Origin of the sequence: Kribbella kalugense, from assembly GCF_004365875.1 — a bacterium.
Classification (GTDB): domain Bacteria; phylum Actinomycetota; class Actinomycetes; order Propionibacteriales; family Kribbellaceae; genus Kribbella; species Kribbella kalugense.
This window is the reverse complement of sequence record NZ_SODF01000003.1, coordinates 19,563-37,188: the sequence shown is the minus strand read 5'-3', so window position 1 is coordinate 37,188 and position 17,626 is coordinate 19,563. Positions and strand designations below refer to the sequence as shown.

At 68.2% G+C, this 17,626-nt stretch carries 17 protein-coding genes; 11 read left to right on the top strand and 6 right to left on the bottom strand.

Features of this window, described 5'->3' with window-relative positions:
• Nucleotides 1–91 precede the first annotated feature (91 nt).
• The 4 genes from EV650_RS31470 to EV650_RS31455 all read left to right on the top strand — a co-directional run bounded on the left by EV650_RS31470 (nucleotide 92) and on the right by EV650_RS31455 (nucleotide 4,109).
• A complete protein-coding gene (locus EV650_RS31470) occupies nucleotides 92–781 on the top strand; it encodes a FadR/GntR family transcriptional regulator (protein WP_238174599.1) in 690 nt (229 codons plus the stop codon).
• A 29-nt stretch (nucleotides 782–810) separates the two neighbouring features.
• Entirely contained in the window at nucleotides 811–1,569 is a 759-nt protein-coding gene (locus EV650_RS31465; protein ID WP_238174598.1) for a creatininase family protein, read from the top strand.
• A 93-nt stretch (nucleotides 1,570–1,662) separates the two neighbouring features.
• Nucleotides 1,663–2,580: a CE1 family esterase gene (locus tag EV650_RS31460; RefSeq protein WP_134122814.1), complete on the top strand. Its 918-nt coding sequence runs from the start codon at nucleotides 1,663–1,665 to the stop codon at nucleotides 2,578–2,580.
• The gene (locus tag EV650_RS31455; protein WP_134122813.1) at nucleotides 2,577–4,109 is read left to right on the top strand and encodes an AbgT family transporter; all 1,533 of its coding nucleotides are present in this window, start codon (nucleotides 2,577–2,579) and stop codon (nucleotides 4,107–4,109) included. The genes EV650_RS31460 and EV650_RS31455 overlap by 4 nt, the downstream gene beginning before the upstream one ends.
• Here the strand turns inward: EV650_RS31455 and EV650_RS31450 are convergent.
• From EV650_RS31450 to EV650_RS31440, 3 genes are all read right to left on the bottom strand, one after another.
• Nucleotides 4,102–4,680 carry a nicotinamidase gene (locus tag EV650_RS31450; protein ID WP_134122812.1) on the bottom strand — a complete coding sequence of 193 codons (579 nt, stop codon included), beginning with the start codon at nucleotides 4,678–4,680 and terminating at the stop codon, nucleotides 4,102–4,104. The genes EV650_RS31455 and EV650_RS31450 overlap by 8 nt on opposite strands.
• A 73-nt stretch (nucleotides 4,681–4,753) precedes the next feature.
• Complete coding sequence (locus tag EV650_RS31445; RefSeq protein WP_134122811.1) at nucleotides 4,754–5,533, bottom strand: SDR family NAD(P)-dependent oxidoreductase; 780 nt, start codon at nucleotides 5,531–5,533, stop codon at nucleotides 4,754–4,756.
• Nucleotides 5,534–5,583: 50 nt separating this feature from the next.
• A complete protein-coding gene (locus EV650_RS31440; RefSeq protein WP_134122810.1) occupies nucleotides 5,584–6,756 on the bottom strand; it encodes an NAD(P)/FAD-dependent oxidoreductase in 1,173 nt (390 codons plus the stop codon).
• 91 nt (nucleotides 6,757–6,847) lie between these two features.
• On the opposite strand from EV650_RS31440, the gene sigJ reads away from it, so the two are divergent.
• Nucleotides 6,848–7,714 (top strand): RNA polymerase sigma factor SigJ, encoded by an 867-nt coding sequence (gene sigJ / locus EV650_RS31435; protein WP_134122809.1) that lies wholly within the window; start codon nucleotides 6,848–6,850, stop codon nucleotides 7,712–7,714.
• Between the two features lie 78 nt (nucleotides 7,715–7,792).
• Nucleotides 7,793–9,331 (top strand): WD40 repeat domain-containing protein, encoded by a 1,539-nt coding sequence (locus tag EV650_RS31430; protein ID WP_134122808.1) that lies wholly within the window; start codon nucleotides 7,793–7,795, stop codon nucleotides 9,329–9,331.
• Nucleotide 9,332: 1 nt separating this feature from the next.
• Here EV650_RS31430 and EV650_RS31425 read toward each other — a convergent pair whose 3' ends face one another.
• A complete protein-coding gene (locus tag EV650_RS31425; RefSeq protein ID WP_166678357.1) occupies nucleotides 9,333–10,727 on the bottom strand; it encodes an alpha/beta fold hydrolase in 1,395 nt (464 codons plus the stop codon).
• Nucleotides 10,728–10,827: 100 nt separating this feature from the next.
• Here EV650_RS31425 and EV650_RS31420 point away from each other — a divergent pair, with 100 nt between their 5' ends.
• From EV650_RS31420 to EV650_RS31405, 4 genes are all read left to right on the top strand, one after another.
• The gene (locus EV650_RS31420) at nucleotides 10,828–11,925 is read left to right on the top strand and encodes a sensor histidine kinase (RefSeq protein WP_202875130.1); all 1,098 of its coding nucleotides are present in this window, start codon (nucleotides 10,828–10,830) and stop codon (nucleotides 11,923–11,925) included.
• Entirely contained in the window at nucleotides 11,922–12,587 is a 666-nt protein-coding gene (locus EV650_RS31415) for a response regulator (RefSeq protein ID WP_134122806.1), read from the top strand. Before EV650_RS31420 ends, EV650_RS31415 begins: the two co-directional genes overlap by 4 nt.
• Before the next feature lie 201 nt (nucleotides 12,588–12,788).
• Nucleotides 12,789–13,985 (top strand): MFS transporter, encoded by a 1,197-nt coding sequence (locus EV650_RS31410; RefSeq protein ID WP_134122805.1) that lies wholly within the window; start codon nucleotides 12,789–12,791, stop codon nucleotides 13,983–13,985.
• A 7-nt stretch (nucleotides 13,986–13,992) separates the two neighbouring features.
• Nucleotides 13,993–14,757 carry a sulfite exporter TauE/SafE family protein gene (locus EV650_RS31405; RefSeq protein ID WP_134122804.1) on the top strand — a complete coding sequence of 255 codons (765 nt, stop codon included), beginning with the start codon at nucleotides 13,993–13,995 and terminating at the stop codon, nucleotides 14,755–14,757.
• Here the strand turns inward: EV650_RS31405 and EV650_RS31400 are convergent.
• Complete coding sequence (locus EV650_RS31400) at nucleotides 14,754–15,752, bottom strand: YdcF family protein (RefSeq protein WP_134122803.1); 999 nt, start codon at nucleotides 15,750–15,752, stop codon at nucleotides 14,754–14,756. The two genes, EV650_RS31405 and EV650_RS31400, sit on opposite strands and share 4 nt — an antisense overlap.
• 133 nt (nucleotides 15,753–15,885) lie before the next feature.
• Here EV650_RS31400 and EV650_RS31395 point away from each other — a divergent pair, with 133 nt between their 5' ends.
• On the top strand, nucleotides 15,886–17,121 hold the full coding sequence (locus tag EV650_RS31395) for a D-arabinono-1,4-lactone oxidase (RefSeq protein ID WP_238174597.1): 1,236 nt from the start codon (nucleotides 15,886–15,888) through the stop codon (nucleotides 17,119–17,121).
• On the opposite strand, the gene EV650_RS31390 is transcribed toward EV650_RS31395, so the two are convergent.
• Nucleotides 17,118–17,597 carry a MarR family winged helix-turn-helix transcriptional regulator gene (locus tag EV650_RS31390; protein WP_134122802.1) on the bottom strand — a complete coding sequence of 160 codons (480 nt, stop codon included), beginning with the start codon at nucleotides 17,595–17,597 and terminating at the stop codon, nucleotides 17,118–17,120. The genes EV650_RS31395 and EV650_RS31390 overlap by 4 nt on opposite strands.
• Nucleotides 17,598–17,626: the final 29 nt, after the last annotated feature.

Here is a 17,626-nt window from a genome sequence, read left to right as displayed (position 1 = left end):
GAGCGGTACGGCGCGCTGCGATCACGCTGCTGGTGATCGCAGTCGCGGCGAGGTCTTGACCGGGGGAATGGCTAAGTGATTTAGTCACTTTGTGAGTTACTCAGCTGCGGAGTTGCCGCCTAGCCTGTCGGACCGGTTGACCGAGTCGATCCTCGGGATCATCCGGGACGGTGGCTTGCGGACCGGCGACGCGATTCCGTCGGCCCGGGAGCTGGCGAAGCGGTTCGCGATCACCACGCCGACGGTGCGCGAGGCATTGCGGAAGCTCGAGGCCACCGGGGCGGTCGAGTTCCGGCACGGGTCCGGGACGTACGTCGGTCCGACGATCAACAACGTCGTACTGGCGAACCCGCATCGGCCGCCGATCACCAAGGACTCGGTGCTGCAGCTGATCAGCGCGCGGCTCGTGATCGAGCCGGCCGTCGCAGCGCAGTCCGCGATCGCGCGCCGACCGGAGAATCTGGAGCGTCTGGAGGCCGCGGTCACCAATGCGCTCGTCCCGCCCGGCGGTCCGGCGTTCGCGCTCAACTTCCACGTCGAGCTCGCGGCCGCGTCCGGGAACCCTTTGCTGCAAGAGGTTCTGGCCTCGCTGCTGAAGGTCCGGGTCCGCGAGCAGCAGCAGATCCGCGCGCTGTACGACAACCGCGGGCGTGATCACGAGGAACACCAAGCGATCGTGGCGGCCGTCCGCGCACAGGACGCCGGGTTGGCCGAGCGGCTCACCCGCGAGCACCTCGACAACATCCGCCGTACCGTCGAATCCGCGCCGGAGTGGTCATGAGCACCTTTCCGGAACGAAACAGTCGCCAGGTGACCAGGAGCTTCCGGAAACTGGCGGAGATGACGACGGACGAGGCTGCGGAGGCGGTGCGGGATGCGCCGTTGGTGATCATTCCGGTGGGGGCGCAGGAGCAGCACGGTGGCGGGATGGCGATGTCGACCGACACCGTTCGTGCGATCGGTGTGGCCGAGCGGGTCGCCGAGCGGCTGGCCGGTCGCGCGGTGATCGCACCGGCCGTGCCGTACGGCGTCTCTCCGCACCACATGGCCTTCGCCGGCACGATGACGTTGTCTCCGGCAACGTTCATGCAGGTACTCCGGGATCTCGTTGGCGGACTGCGGGAGCACGGCTGGCGTCAGTTCCTGGTGATCACCGGGCACGGAGGGAACAACGCTGCCCTGTCTGTGCTCGCGCAGGAGTACGTCCGTAGCGAGCTCACGTTCGCGTGGACCCCGGTCACGTCGGTGGTGTCGGACCTGATCGAAGGAGTCAGCGAGCTGCACGGTCACGCCGGTGAGGCGGAGACCGCGCAGATGCTCTACCTGGCTCCGGAGTTGGTCCAGGCCGATCGCCTGGAGCCGGGTGCCACCACGCTCGACGAACTGACCACAACGGCCCGGCTGTCCCGGGAGTCGCGGGGTCCGCGACTCTCCGTCGGGTTCGACGCGTACCACAAGCGTGGCGTGCTGGGCGATCCCCGCCGCGCCACAGCCGAGGACGGCCGTCTCCTCATCGAGACCGCCGCCGACCGGATAGCCGCCTTCGCCGACGAGCTCCTCTCGGCCTGACGCAGTACCACCCCCGAACACTGGACCTTCGCTCAGGGAGGTCCAGCGCGCGCCTGCCCGCCTGCAGGCCGCCTGCCCGAGGAGGCACCCCTGATGAACCTCGCACGCCCGAAAACCCTGGCCGCAATCGTGGCGTCGGCGGCTCTGGTGACCGCCGCCACCACGTTGCCGACGGCAACCGCATCCACCACATCCACCCTTGGTTGCGGCAAGCAGGCCGCCCCGAGCGGCGACTACACCGTGGCAAGCGGCGGTCTCACCCGCACCTATCGCCTGCACGTGCCGGACAACTACAAGAGCTCCAAGGCGACCTCGCTGATTTTGGTATACCACGGTCGAGGCAAGACCGGCGCCCAGACCGAAGCGTTCTCCGACCTCTCGAAACTCGACGCGATCGTTGCCTATCCCAACGGCGTGATCGGCGACGAGGACAAGCAGGCCTGGCAAGGAGCGCCGTACGCCGCCAAGGGAGTCGACGACGTGAAGTTCACCAAGGACCTCCTCGACGACCTTGAATCGAAGTACTGCGTCGACGCGCGCGCGGTCTACGCCACCGGCAAGTCCAACGGCGCCGGCTTCACCGGCATCCTGGCCTGTCAAATGGCCGACCGGTTCGCCGCGATCGCCCCGGTCTCCGGCGCGTTCTACATCGAGGGCACCCACTGCAGTCCCAGCCGCCCGATCCCGGTCCTCGACATCCACGGCACCGGCGACACGACGATCCCGTACGGCGGCGACGGCGAGCGGGACCTGCCGAGTATCCAGACCTGGGTCCGCGACTGGACGGTCCGCGACCACTGCAAGCCCGACCCGAAGACCAGTCAGCTCGGTGACGACGTACTCAAGTTCACCTACAAGGGCTGCAAGGCCGACGTCGTGCACGTCGCGGTCACCGACGGCGGGCACAGCTGGCCGGGCTCGGACTCGACGTCCGGACCGGGCTACGTCACCCAGACGTTCGAGGCGCACGAGCTGATCGGCGCCTTCTTCAAAGCCCACAAGCTCTCATGAGTACGGCGACCGACACGAGGGAGCTGCCGCGCCTGGTCCGCGCGATGGCGGTCATCGAGCGGATCGGGAACGCGCTACCGCACCCGTTCTGGCTGTTCTGGATCCTGTCCGCGATCCTGGCCGTGGTCAGCACGATCCTGTCCGCGCTGGACGTGACCGTGGCCTCGCCGAAGGACGGCAAGATCGTCGCGGTGCAGAACCTGCTCTCCGGCGACGGCCTGCAGATGGCGGTGTCGACGGCGATCTCGAACTTCGCCGAGTTCCCGCCGATGGCGACGATCGTGGTCGTGATCATGGGCGTCGCGCTGGCGGAGCGGACCGGCTTCCTGCAGACGTTGATGCGGGTCAGCGTGTCCCGGGTGCCGCAGTCGATGGTGGTGTTCGCGGTCGCGTTCGCCGGCACGATGGCGCACGTCGCGTCGGCCGCGGCGTACATCATCCTGGTCCCGCTCGGCGGGCTCGCGTTCCGCGCGGTCGGCCGGTCGCCGATCCTCGGCATCGTGGTCGCGTACACCGCGATCGCGTCCGGGTACGACGCCAGTCCGATCCCGACCCCGAACGACGCGATCTTCGCCGGCATCACCACCGCAGCCGCGAAGACGATCGACCCGAACGCGCACATCTCGGTGTTGTCGAACTGGTTCTTCAACATCGCGTCGTCGGTCCTGCTGGCGTTGGTGATCACGCTGGTCACCCGGCTTGTGCTGAGCAAGCGGACCGACCTCGAGGCCGACCCGGACGCACCCGGCGACGACGCAGATCAGCTGGCCGTATCGGTTGCCGAGCGCAAGGGTCTACGCCGGGCCGGCCTCGTCTTCCTGGTCGCCGCGCTGGCGATCGTCGCGATCCTGATCCCCCACGGATCCCCGTTGCGCGGCAAGGACGGCAGCATCGTCGACTCGCCTTTCCTGGACGGGATCGCGATGGTCGTCGCCGTCCTGTTCGGCCTGGTCGGAATCACGTACGGCGTTACTGTGAAGGCGATCGAGCGCGCCGCCGACGTACCGAGGCTGATGGGCGAGGGGATCAAGCAGATGGCGCCGGTGCTGGTGCTGTTCTTCGCGATCGCGCAGTTCCTCGCGTACTTCGACTGGAGCAACATCGGCGACCTGCTGTCCGCGGAATCCGCGCGCTGGCTCGGCGATCTCGGTGCGCCGAAGGTGGTGATCTTCCTCGGCATCCTGGTGCTGCTGACGGTGATCAACGTGCTGGTGACGAGTGGTTCGGCGATGTGGTCGCTGACCGCGCCGATCCTGGTGCCGATGATGCTCCTGCTCAGCGTCCCGGCCGAGACCACGCAGGCACTCTTCCGGATCGCCGACTCGGGGTCGACCGCGATCACCCCGATGAGTCCGTACTTCGTGATGGCGCTGGGCTTCCTGCAGCGCTACCGCAAGGACGCCGGCGTCGGCACCCTCGCGTCGTACACCGTCCCACTAGCCATCGCGATGACCGTCGCGTGGACCCTCCTGTTCCTGGCCTGGTGGGCGCTAGGCATCCCCCTCGGCCCAGGAGCCCCAGTCAGGTAAGGGCGACGCCGGCGGTGCGGAGGTCGGTGAGGGCTTGTTCGGTGCTGGAGGGAGCTACGCCAGCGGTGAGTTCGGTGAGGACCGTCGTACCGAAGCCTTCTTTGCGGGCGTCGAGGGCGGTTGCGCGGACGCAGTAGTCGGTTGCGAGTCCGCAGACGTCGACGCTGGTGACGCCCTTGCCGCGGAGCCAGTCGGCGAGTGCGTGACCGCCCTCGTGGGACTTGCCCTCGAAGCCGGAGTACGCCGCTGCGTACTCGCCCTTGTCGAAGATCGCGTCGAACGGCTGCGGGTCCAGGTTCGGGTGGAAGCTGACGCCGTCGGTGCCGGCGACGCAGTGCCGCGGCCAGGAGTTCACGTAGTCGGGGTTGTTGGAGAAGTGGTCACCCGGGTCGATGTGGTGGTCCCGGGTGGCCACGACGTACGCGTACTCGCGGTCGTCGACCTCGGCCTCGTGCCACTTGTGCAGCAGCTCACCGATCCGGAACGCGACATCGGCGCCACCGCTGACGGCCAGGCTTCCGCCCTCGCAGAAGTCGTTCTGCACATCCACCACGATCAGTGCCCGAGCCATCGCGACGCTCCTTCATCGGAGTACTCCCTGAGCCCACCGTACAAGCGTCGGCGCCGTCAGGGCCGCATTGCGATCACCCCGGAATCAGGTTGCCGCCGGTGACGTGGAGCAGTTGTCCCTGGATCGCCTTGGTGCGTGGCGACGTCAGGAACAGGATCGCGTCGGCCAGCTCGGTCGTGTCGGGCAGGTGCCGGGCGGTGAATCCGGCCGCGATCCGGTCCAGCACCGGCCGGGGGATGACCCGGTGTTCGCCGTTCTCCAGCGTGATGCCGGGGAGTACGACGTTGACCAGGACGCCGTCCGCGCCCAGGTCGTGCTGCAGGCTCGCGGCCAGGCCGTGCAGTCCGGCCTTCGCGGCGCCGTACGCCCAGGAACCCTTCATTCCGCGCTCGGCCAGGTCTGTCGAGATCAGCACGAGCCGGCCGTGCTCCGACCGCCGCAGCGCCGGTGCGACCTGCTGGACAAGGTGGAAGTTCCCCTCGAGATTCGCTCGCAGGATCCCGGTCCACCACTCCGGCCTGGAATCCTCGATCTTCTCCGGCCGTTCGTCGTACCCGAGCGTCCCCCAGCTGACCGCGTTCGCGACCACGGCATCGAGACCGCCCCAATGCTCGACGGTCGACGCGACCGCAGCCGCGATCGTCTCCGGCTCACCCAGATCCAGCGGTACGACGTATGCCGTACCGCCGGACGCCTCGATCTCCGCGGCGACTGATTCGGCCGCGTCCTTCCGGGTGTTGTAGGTGATCGCGACCCGCGCACCTTCCCGCCCGTACGCGATCGCGGTGGCCCGCCCGATCCCCGACGACCCGCCCGTCACCAGCACCGCGGCGTCCTTGAATCCCAGGTCCATGACCCGTCCTCCCAGTATTGTTTAGTCGGCTAAGCAGAAAACTTAGCCGACTAACTAACCTGAGGCAAGCCCTCTTTCACAGCGCGGGGACCGCCCTTCGGCCAGCCCATCGAGCCCGGCTCGCGGGCCTCGCGGCGGATCCGCTTCTCCACCACGAACGTGCAGGCCGTCTCCTTGATCACCGCGCCCAGCCGACCGGCGATGTAGACGTTCACCGCGGTGTCGTCCTTGCGGGCGAGCTGCCGGATCCCGGCCTGCCGGCCGAGGCTGACACAGGCTCCCGTGAAGGCCAGGTCGATCACCGCCGGCTCGGTCCCGGCGATGCGGCTCAGCACGGTGTTCGCGGCCTGCGCCCCGAGCGGACCAGCGGCGTACGTGCTCATCCGAAGCGGCTGTCCGGACGGGGCGGCCGCGTCGCCGGTCGCGACGATGCGGTCGTCGTCGACGCTGGTCAGCGTCTCGTCGGTGAGCAGCCGACCGAGCGCGTCGGTGTGCAGTCCACTCGCGGCCGCCAGCTCCGGTACGCCGAAACCGGTCGTCCAGATCGTCAGCGCGCTGGGTCGGGTCCCGCCGTCGGAGAGGACGATCGCATCCGGCCGAACCTCGGTCACCTTGTCCACGAAACGTACGTCGACGCCGTGCCGGGCCAGCCACTTGCCGATGTATCGGCGAGCCTTCGTGCTGAACGTCGGCGCCAGGGATCCGCCGCATACCAGCGTGACCGCGCGTCCTCGTTCGGCCAGCTCGGCGGCCGTCTCGATGCCCGTCAGTCCGCCGCCGACCACGGTGATCGGGGCATCGAGGGGCAGATCGTCCAGCTTGGCGCGGAGCCGCTGCGCGGACTCGAACTCGGCAATGTCGAAGGCGAACTCGGCCGCGCCAGGCACCGAGGACGGAATCGCCGCAGTGCTGCCGACCGCATAGATGACGTAGTCGTAGTCCAGCGCGCGGCCCGACGCCAGTCGCACTGTACGGGCGGTGGTGTCGATATCCGTTGCGCTGTCGACGACGAGCTCGATCCCCTCGCCGAGTAGCGTGCCGTAGTCGATCGTGGCGTCGCCGGTACGTGCCACGAACTGGTGCAGCCGGATGCGTTCGACGAACTTCGGACGGGGGTTGATCAAGGTGATGGCAACGTCGGCGTTCACCCGGAGACGGTTGGCGGCAAGAGTTCCGGCGTACCCGCCGCCGATGACGACGACCTGGTGCAGTTTCTCGGACATGGTGGGTTCCTTTCTGGTCACACCAGTCCGACAAGCGACCCGTTCATAACGTGAGGCGTCACAAATCGCCGCGCTGTCTGGTCGAAGAGTCATGAAGGAACAGCGCCAGCTGATCAATCTCGCCTACCGGCTGCTCGGTTCCCTGGCCGACGCCGAAGATGTCGTCCAGGAGGCCTACGCCCGCTGGTACGCCATGTCCGGAGAGCAGCAGGACGCCATCGCATCCCCGGGCGCCTGGCTGACCACGGTCACCAGCCGGCTGTGCCTCAACCAGTTGTCGTCGGCACGGGTACGGCGGGAGACGTACGTCGGAGAGTGGATCCCCGAGCCGCTGCCCGAGCCCGCCGAGTGGGACAGCCCGGACCCGGCCGACCGGGTCACCCTCGACGAGTCGGTCAACATGGCGTTCCTCGTCGTCCTCGAATCGATGACGCCGGCCGAGCGGGTGACGTTCATCCTGCACGATGTCTTCCGCTACCCCTTTGCCGAAGTCGCCGACATCGTCGGCCGGTCACCGGCGGCCTGTCGCCAGTTGGCCTCCTCGGCCCGCCGCCGGATCCGCACGGCGCAGGCGCCCGCGACCCCGGCGGACCGGCAGGCCGCCATCATCAGGGAGTTCAAGCAGGCCTGGGAGGCCAAGGACATCGCCGCGCTGATGAGCCTGCTCGACCCCGACGCCACGGTGATCGCCGACAGCGGCGGCCTCACTAGTGCCCTGCTCCGCCCGATCGCCGGCGCCGAGCGGATCGCGCGCTCACTGATCAACTTCGGCGGCAAGCTCCGCGACCTGACGATCCTCGAGCGGACGGTCAACGGTCAGCCCGGTCTGGTGGCGCAGCGCGGTGGCGTCACTGTGACGGTGTACGCGTTCGAGGTCTCGGGCGACCGGATCAAACACATCTGGGGGATCCGCAACCCCGGCAAGCTCAGGCCCTGGGTTCGCTACTCGATGAGCTGACAGTTATCGTTTGGTGGCGCATAGTCATCGAGTGTGGGTCGGCAGCTTCCGTCGGGGCGGGCCCCAGGGGGTTCGGGCATGAAGAAGGCTGTTTTGGCAGTTGTCACCGGTGCGGCCGTTGTGGCTGCGGCGCTGGTTCCATCGGGGCCGGTGGTGCAGGCCGCGACAGAGGCTCACAGTGCGCCGCGGGGGTTCGGATCCGCGTTGTCGTCGGTGCAGCAGACGTCCTGGCAGACGAACGCGAGCGTGAACTCGGTCGCGGTCGCGGGGAATCTGGTGTTCGTGGGCGGACTGTTCACCCGGGTCCGGCCGCCGGGGAGGGCCCGCGGTATCGACGATGCGTCGCGGAAGTACTTCGTGGTGCTGAACCGGACCACCGGCGTACCGACGCGGTTCGCGCCGCAGGTCGACGGGCCGGTGTGGAGTGTCGCGACGTCTCCCGACGGCAAGCGGGTCGTGATCGGTGGTGACTTCACCACCGTCGACGGGGTGGCACGGTCGCACGTCGCGATGTTCGATGTAGCCACCGGCAAGCTTGTCGCCGGTTGGGATCCGGTCGTGAACTACCGTGTCGCGGCACTGAAGATCACGGACAAGACGGTCTATCTGGGCGGCTCGTTCGGCACCGTGGACAAGATGGCCCGCAGCCGGGTCGCCGCGGTCAGGCTCGACACCGGCACGCTGCTGCCGTGGAGTCCGGACGCGAACGACGACGTCCATGCGATCGAGGTGTCCACGGACGGCAAGCGGGTGTTCGTTGGGGGCGGCTTCACCCGGATCGGCGGCGGGAACGATCACGCGCTCGCGACCGTGAACGCCACCACCGGCGCCCTGCTCTCGATGCCCGCGGTCGCAGCGATCCCGGCGAAGACCAAGGGCTGCGACAGTCGCGTGAAGGACCTGGAAGTCCAAGGAAACAAGGTGTTCGCGTCCAACGCCGGGACCGGCAGCATCTCGTGCTACGACGGAGTACTCGCCGCGGATGCGACGACCGGCAAGCTGATCTGGCAGAGCCACTGCCGGGGTGCGACCGAGGCGATCAAGGCCATCGGCAACTGGTTGTACAAGGGTTCGCACGCGCATGACTGCAGCGCGGACGGCGAGTTCCCGGACAAGACCGGGATGCACCACCTGCTCGTCTACAGCACGACCACCGGCAAGCTCGGCCCGTGGTTCCCGAACACCGACGCCGGCGGCGAGACTCTGGTCGGCCCGCTGTCGTTCGCGTCCGGCGGCAACGACCTGTGGGCCGGCGGTGACTTCACCGAGGTGAACGGCGTACCGCAGGAGGGGCTGACGCGGTTCACCAGCACCCCGGGTGGAGCCGCGCCGGCCCGACCGGCCGCGCCGAAGGTCGCGAGCGCGCGAGCCAACAAGGTGACGATCGCGTTCCCGACCGTGCTCGACCGGGACAACATCAGCCTGACCTACCTCGTCTACCGCGGCAGCACGCGGATCGGCAGCTGGTCGCGCTCGTCGAACTCCTGGACGAAGGCGGCCGTCACGTCCGTCACCGACTCCGGTCTGACCAGCGGTCAGACGCTGTCATACCGCGTCGAGGTCAGTGACGGACGCAACGTCCAGAAGAGTCCTGCAACCACGGTCAAGGTGCGCTGATTCAGCAGCGAGTGCCGCGCCGCGGAACGACGAGATCGGACAGATACGCGTCGATCTTCGCCTTGGCGCACTCGTTGGCCATGTAGAGCGTGTGTCCCGGGCCGTCGTGATAGATCGACCCGCTGCCCGGCACCTGGTCGATCACCCGCGACCCGGTCTCGTACTCGCTCCAGTTACCGGCCATCAGCAACGGAGGCAGGCCGTGGGGGAGCGCGGCGGGTTCGTTGCGAACGGCAACGGGCCAGCCGACACACGACAAGATGGCGAGCTGAATCGTGCCGGCAATCCCGGTGTAGGGCGCGGCGGCCTCGGTCCGGCGGATCTGCTGTTCGAGTTGGCGCTGATTAGCCGGATGCGGCCAGTCGGTGCACTCAACCACGCCGGGTGACGCTGCCCCGGGGAACGGAGCGTTCGCCGTGACGAAGCCGGACGCGTCACCAGTGGTCGCGGCCTTCCGTAGCGCGGCCAGCAACGTCGGGTACGACGCCTCGCCGGCCCGTGCCATGGTCACACCGGACCAGCGGATCTCGTTGCCGTCGTACGTCGTACTCCCGGCCGGCATCGGATTGCGTTGCGCCTGGGCAACGACCCGCTGCCACAGGGCCGGCGCATCCGCGCAGTTTCCTTGCCTACGGCACCAATCGAAGAAGCGGGTGACGAAGGTCTGCACGTCCCGCGCGAGGAGCGGCAGCTCGCGGTCCCAGTTGTCCGTGCTGTGGTTCCACGTGCCGTCGAGCACCATCGACCGTACGTTCCGTGGGAAGAGCCGCGCGTACGTCTGCCCGATGAAACCGCCGTACGAGGCTCCGTAGAAGTTGACCTTGGTCTCACCGAGAGCGCGCCGGATCGCCTCCATATCGCGGGCGTGACTCGCGGAGTCCATCGTTCCGAACAGTTGTGGATCCTTCTCCTGGCATTTCACAGCCGTCGCGCGGTTGGTGGCGGCGAGCTGGTCGAATTCGGCCTGGTTGCGCGGCACGCGCGGCATCCGCTGGTACGACCAGTCGCAGGGCAGATTCGTACTCAGGCCCGGGTTGTTGGGTCCGCCGCGGAGGTCCCAGGTGACGATGTCCATCTTCTGCCGCAACCCCGCGAAGGCCTGGCCGCCGCCGTACGAGCGCATCAGGTCGATGCTGATCCCGACCGGCCCGCCGAAGTTGACCAGCACGGATCCCTTCGACGTGGCCGCCGTCGAGCGGAGTCGGCCGAGCATGAGGGTGAGCTTCCGGCCGTCGGGTTGTGACCAGTCGACCGGGACCTGCAGGGTGGCGCATTCGATGCCGACGTCACCCGGTCCGCCGGGGCATTCACCCCACCTGAGAGCTTGGGGCGCAGGCGGGGTGAGGCCGTTGACCGCCATCAGGCCGCTCACCGCGAGGGAAAGTAGTTTCAGCATGCGATCGAGAGTTGCGCGGATCCGTGGCCGGCACATCGGACCACGGGCCGACGGACCTCGGTCAGAGGCTGTGGTCCAGCGAATCCGTTAGGTTCACAGGGTGACGGAGTACGGGCTGAGCCGCCGGCAGCTGATCATCGCCGACGTGGTCGTCGCGGTCGCGTACGCCGTACTCCTCCTGCTGAGCATGCCGTCCGACGCCCTGATCGTGGTCGGTCTAGCGCTTCCGGCAGCAGTACGACGCTTGTGGCCGATCCCCGCCCTCGGCGTCGTCGTCGTGGTCTCGGCGATCGCCGTCGCCGTCGGCGCCCTCCGCGATCCGCTCCTCGCCACGGCCTACGTCCTCTACATCGTCGCCCTGACTTGCGCCTCATCAAGACCGCTGTCCAACCGGCGCTTGTTCGGCCTCGCGGGCAGTGTCGGCCTCGTCGTGCTGGTCCTGGCGATGGTCGCGGGTGCCCCGGCGGGCCGGTCGGATGTGACCCTGGTGCTGACCGGGGTCGCGGCGATGTACGGCGCCTGGATGCTGGGCCGCGTCGTCCGGGACCGACGTGCGGCGGCGGCTCGCGCGGCACAGGCGCTGGCCGAGCAGGCGGTGGCCGACGAGCGGTTGCGGATCGCGCGCGAGCTGCACGACATCGTTGCCCACAGCATGGGCCTGATCGCGGTCAAGGCCGGCGTCGCCAACCACGTTCTGCAGGTACGCCCCGAGGAGGTCGCCGATGCGTTGTCGGTGATCGAGTCGACGAGCCGCGACGCACTCGTCGAACTGCGGCACATGCTCGGCCTCCTGCGTACGTCGAACGAGCCGGCAGACCTCGCTCCGCCGGCGGGCCTGGCCGCGTTGCCGGACTTGGTCGCCCGCGTCGAGTCGACCGGGGTCCGAGTCGAGCTCGCCGTCGACGTACCAGAGCCGCTGCCGGAGGCGGTCGAGCTGACCGTCCATCGAATCGTCCAGGAGTGCCTGACCAACGTGACAAAACACGCGCACGCCCACCAGTGCCACGTGACAGTCCGCGGCGACGCGAACGCCGTACAAGTGCAGGTGACCGATGACGGGATTGGTGGAGCTGCTGTGGAAGGGCATGGGCTGATCGGCATCCGCGAGCGGGTCAGCATGTACGGCGGGACGTATCGAGCCGGACCGTACGACGGTGGCGGCTTCGAGGTCGTCGTACGGCTGCCGGTGAGCGCGTGAACGACATCCGGGTGCTGGTCGCGGACGACCAGGCGTTGTTGCGGGGCAGCTTCCGGGTGCTGATCGACACCACGCCCGGGCTGACGACGGTCGGCGAGGCGGCGGACGGCGCGGAGGCGGTCGAGCTGACCCGGCAGGAGCGGCCGGACGTGGTCCTCATGGATGTCCGGATGCCACGCTTGGACGGCATCGAGGCGACCCGGCAGATCTGTGCGGCCGACGGCGGTCCCCGGGTGCTGATCCTGACGATGTTCGACTTGGATGACTCGGTCTACGCAGCGCTGCGAGCCGGAGCGAGCGGGTTCCTGCTGAAGGACGTCCCGCCGGTCGAGTTGCTGCAGGCGATCAGAGTCGTGGCCGCGGGCGAGGGATTGCTCGCGCCGTCCGTCACGCGACGACTCATCGCCGAGTTCGCGCGCCTGGCAGAGCCCGGTCAGTCGCCGCTCGCCGGGCTCGACGGCGTGACGGATCGGGAGCGCGAAGTGTTGTCGCTGATCGCGCGCGGCCTGTCGAACAAAGAGATCTGTGATCACCTGCACGTCGGCCACGGCACGGTCAAGACCCACATCGGCCACCTCCTCGCCAAGCTGCACGCCCGCGACCGGGCCCAGCTGGTCATCGCCGCCTACGAGTCAAACCTGGTGCAACCGCGCCGCCGATGAACTAGCCTGCCCGATGAGTCGAAACCGTCCAGTCGAAACCTTCGAGGAGTTGGGGATGCCCGGTCAACCGGGCCCGCGCTGACCGCAGACCGTCATCGCGTGCCGCTTGCAGAGTGATCGCGTCGGTCCGGCGCGCGCCGAGTGGCACCTTCTCCATTCCCGGGGACTGGTATGCCCGGGCTCGACTCATAGGACCTTCTCGTGTCGCTGTGGACGCATCGTGATTTCGTCCCGCTCTGGATCGGCCATACTGCCTCACAACTCGCAAGCTTTGCCGCCCAGGTGACGCTGCCGTTGGTCGCGGTCACCTCGCTCGGCGCCAGCGCCGGGCAACTCGGCGTACTGCGTGCCGTCGAGCAACTCCCGGTCTTGCTGTTTTCACTGCTGGTGGGCGTGCTCGTCGACCGTTGGCGATCGCGGACCGTGGTCGTTGTCGCGGATCTCGGCCGCGCCCTGGTGTTCGCCTCCGTGCCGCTGGGAGTGGGGCTCGGGTTACCGTTCCTGTACGTCGCGGGCTTCGTGGCCGGCGTGTTCACGGTGTGCTTCGATGTCGCGTGCATGGCCGCTTTGCCGCACCTGGTGGCGCGCGATCAGCTTGCCCAGGGCAACAGTATGTTGGAGACGGCGAAGTCGGCCGCGCAGATCTCCGGGCCGGCGATCGGTGGCGGACTCGTGTCACTGCTGACCGCGCCGATCGCGGTGCTCGCCAGCGCGGTCCTGTTCGCGGTCTCGAGTCTGTCCGTTTCCCGGATCCGGAGCCGGAGCAGCAGTGGGATTCCGGCGACAGGCCTGGTGCAGCAGATCGGCGAGGGTCTGCGGATCGTCCGCCGCGATGCTTCGTTGCGGGCGATCGCGGCGGCGACCTGCGCGTATCAGTTCTCCTTCACCGCGCTGACCACGATCTACCTGCTCTTCCTGAGCCGCACGCTCGACCTGCCGAGTGCGGTCGTCGGCCTGGTGCTCGCGTCCTTCGGCCCGGGAGTGCTGGTCGGCTCGCTGCTGTCGGCCTGGCTACCGAGGCGTTTCGGTTACGGCCGGGTAATGGTCTTCGCCGCCCTGATCTCGGACATGGTGATGTTGGTCACGTCGACCCTGCACGGCTCCGGCGCGGCCTCGATCGCGGCGCTGATCGTGATCAACGTGCTGTACGGCGCCTTGAGCCAAGCCGTCGACGTTGCCGTGACGGCCGTCCGCCAGATGGTCACTCCGCTTGCGGTCCAGGGCCGGGTCGTTGCCACGATCAACTTTCTCGGAATGGGGCTGACGCCGTTCGGCGCGTTGCTGGGCGGGGCGGTGGCTGGTGCGGCCGGCGTGCGTACGGCGCTGCTCGCAGCAACGGCCGGACTGTTCCTTTCGCCACTGTGCCTCACGCGGCTCCGCCGTAGTCTGGCCGAGTGAGAGACACGTGACGGGCCCGCAGCAACTGGCTGTGATCGGGGCCGGACTAGGTGCGGGGATTCTGACCTCGACCGTTGGGGTCGCCTCGTTGCTGAGCTTTCCGGTGCTGATTGCGTTGGGGATCCCGCCCGTGGTGGCCAACGCGTCGAACACTCTCGGTCTGCTGCCGGGCGCGCTGAGCGGCGCGTTCGGCTACCGGCGCGAACTGCGCGAGGTCCCGCGCCACCAGACCATCGCCGTCGTGGTGATCTGTGCCGTCGGCGCGATCGGTGGTGCCGCGCTGTTGCTGGCGCTGCCGTCGAAGGTGTTCGCATCGGCCGCGCCGTGGCTGATCCTCTTCACCTGCCTGATCGTCGGCGTCCAGCCGTTGATCTCCCGCTGGCTGCGATCCCGGTCCGACCATCCGCACGGCACTCCGCGATCGATGTCCCCGGCAACCATTGGGTTCACCGCACTGACCGGCGTGTACGGCGGGTACTTCGGGGCCGGCGCCGGTGTGATGATGATGGCGGTCCTCGGTCTCGGGCTCGATCTGGAGCTCCGGATCGTCAACGGCCTCAAGACACTCGCGCTGCTCGCGGCGAACCTGGTCGCGAGCATCATCTTCGTCTTCATCGCCGACCTCGACCTGGCTGCATCCGGCCTGCTCGCCGCCGGCTCCATCGTCGGCGGGTACGCCGGCTCCCACATCGGCCGCCGACTCCCCGCCACCCTGCTGCGTGTTCTGATCGTCCTGGCCGGTGTGATCGCCGCCGTACTCATGTTGCGTTAGACGTGCTGCGTGATCGCAGCAGCTGCGATCAGGAGGCAGATGCCGCCGTTCAGGTACGGGTGGCTGCGGAGGATCGCGACGAACTCGCGGATCGTTGCCGTCGGCCAGTAGTAGGCCGCGGTCGGGGAGCCGATCACCTGGCCGTTGACCTTGGCCTTGCGGGCGGTGAGGGCGGCCCGGAACGCGTGGAAGTTGTTCGTCACGATCAGGCAGCGGTACTGCGGACGCAGCTGGACCATCAGGTCTCGACTGAAGGTCAGGTTCTCCCAGGTGTTGGTCGACTTGTCCTCGCGGAGGATCTGGTCCTCGGGTACGCCGTGTTCGACCAGGTACGCCGCCATCGCGTCGGACTCGGACACGTCCTCGTTCGGACCCTGGCCGCCGGACGTCACCATTCGCGGAGAACGGCCCTTCCTGAGAGCGCGCTCGTACACCTGCTGTCCGCGGTCGAGGCGGCTGGCCAGCAGCGGCGGGACGCGCGAGCCGATCAGGCCGGAGCCGAGTACGACGACGAAGTCCACCTTCCGTGACGACCGCATCCGGCTGTAGACGAACGCGTAGACCAGGAAGCAGAGGAACAGGAACGAGATGTAGGTCAGTACGCCGAGCAGCACCGAGCGGACCACGGCCAGCGGCTCCCAGCCGATCGTCTGCACCAGCACGCTGAAGATGACGAACCCGATGATCCCGAGGCCGACCAGCAGCGACAGCAGGTTCGACAGCCGGCGGCGCTCGCGGCGGAGCATCGTGACCCCGTTGATCACCAGGAACACCGCGAGTACGGCGATCGCCAGCGGGATCGCGGCCAGGATCGCGAGCACCAGCAGCCGGGCCGCGGTCTGGTTGACGGTCTCGACCGCGAAGATCACGCCGAGGCCGGCGAACATCAGCGTCAGGACCAGGAAGATCCCGTTCTTGAACAGCCGCCGATCGCGGAGGAAGCTTGCGCCGAAGACGAGGAACCAGAACCCGGCGATGCCGAAACAGATGACCATCGGGCGTCATCAAAGCACGCTCCATCGTCCAGTTGGGGGAGGCTCGGGGGATGGACGGCCGGGGGCGGTTCGGGCGGTCGTGTGCGAGGCTGCTGGGGACGGATCGAGTGGGTCGAGGAGTGGTGAGGTCGACGTGAGTGGTGTGACGAACTGGGCGGGGAACGTCAGCTTTGCGAGCGAGCTCCAGCGGCCGCGATCGGTGCCGGAACTGCAGGAGCTGGTCGCGGCGGCCGAGAAGGTACGGGTGCTCGGGACCGGACACTCGTTCAACCGGATCGCGGATACTTCTGGCACCTTGGTCAGCGTCGCGGACCTGCCTGGCGTCATCGAGGTCGGCCCTCGTGGTGTGACTGTGTCGGCTGGTCTGCGGTACGGCGAGATTACGGCGGCTCTGCAGGCTGAAGGGCTGGCGTTGCACAACCTCGGTTCGCTGCCGCACATCTCGGTGGCCGGCGCGTGTTCGACCGGGACGCACGGGTCGGGGGATGGGAACGGGCCGCTGGCCGATGCGGTCAACGCGATCACGTTCGTGGATGCGCGCGGCGAGCTCGTCACGCTGACCCGCGAGGACCCGGACTTCGCCGGGTCGATCATCTCGCTCGGGGCGCTCGGGGTCACGGTCAGCTTGACGCTCGACGTACAGCCGTCGTACCAGATCAGCCAGGTGGTGTACGACGGGTTGCCGGTGGAGCGGCTCGGGACGGATTTCGACGAGGTGATGGGGAGCGCGTACAGCGTCAGCGCTTTCACGGACTGGGTCGATCCGGACGTGATGGTTTGGCGGAAGCGGCGCGAGCTGGGGACTCCGGATCCGGAGTGGCTGGGTGCTCGTCTGGCGGACGGGCCGCGGCATCCGATCAAGGTGATGCCTGCTGATTACGCGACCCAGCAGGGCGGCGTACCTGGAGCCTGGAACGAGCGACTGCCGCACTTCCGCCTTGAGTTCACGCCGAGCAACGGGGATGAGCTGCAGTCGGAGTACTTCGTGCCGCGGGAACGGGCGGCGGAGGCGTTCGAGGTGTTGCGGGCCTTGGGCAACAAGTTTGCCCCGATCATCCAGGTCTCCGAGGTACGGACGATCGCCGCCGACGACCTCTGGCTCAGCCCGAGCCAGGGCCGCGACACGGTCGCCCTCCACTTCACCTGGATCCAGGACGAGGCGGTCGTCCGGCCGGTCGTCGCCACCCTCGAGGAGGCGCTCGCGCCACTCGACGTACGACCGCACTGGGGCAAGGTCTTCGCAGCCGACGCCGCGACGTTGGCCGAGCGCTACCCGAAGGTGAAGGACTTCATCGAGCTGGCGGCGAAGTACGACCCGGCCGGGAAGTTCCGGAACGAGTACCTCGACACGTTCCTGCCGCGGGGCTAGAGCTGGGTGACGTCCTCGAGGGTCGAGGTGATGGTCCAGAGGAGGTTGCGGAGGACGCGGCGGTCTTCGGGGGTGAGGTGGGCCAGGGCTCGGCGGCCGGCGCGGTCGTAGATCTGCTGGACCGTGTGGGCGAGCTCGATGCCGCGGTCGGTGAGTTCGATGCCGACCTGGCGGGCGTCGGCTGCGCTCTTCACCCGGCGAACCAGGCCGGCGGCTTCCATCCGCTGGGTGGTCTTGGTCGCGGTCGGGACCTCGACGTCGAGTACTTTCGCGAGCCGCGCGACCGGCAGCGAGCCGTGGTGCAGCAGCTTGGCGAGCACCAACTCCTGCCCGGTGTGCAACCCGGTCCCCGCTAGTTCTTCGGCGACGGCCTTCCGCGCCGCCCGGTCCGCGAACCGCAACGCCACCAGCACATCAGCCTCATCCGCCGGCGCGTCCTCGGACCACTCCGCCTGTTCGCCCGACCCGCCGGTCATGGGGCCTCCCGGTCTGGACTGAGGAGCGG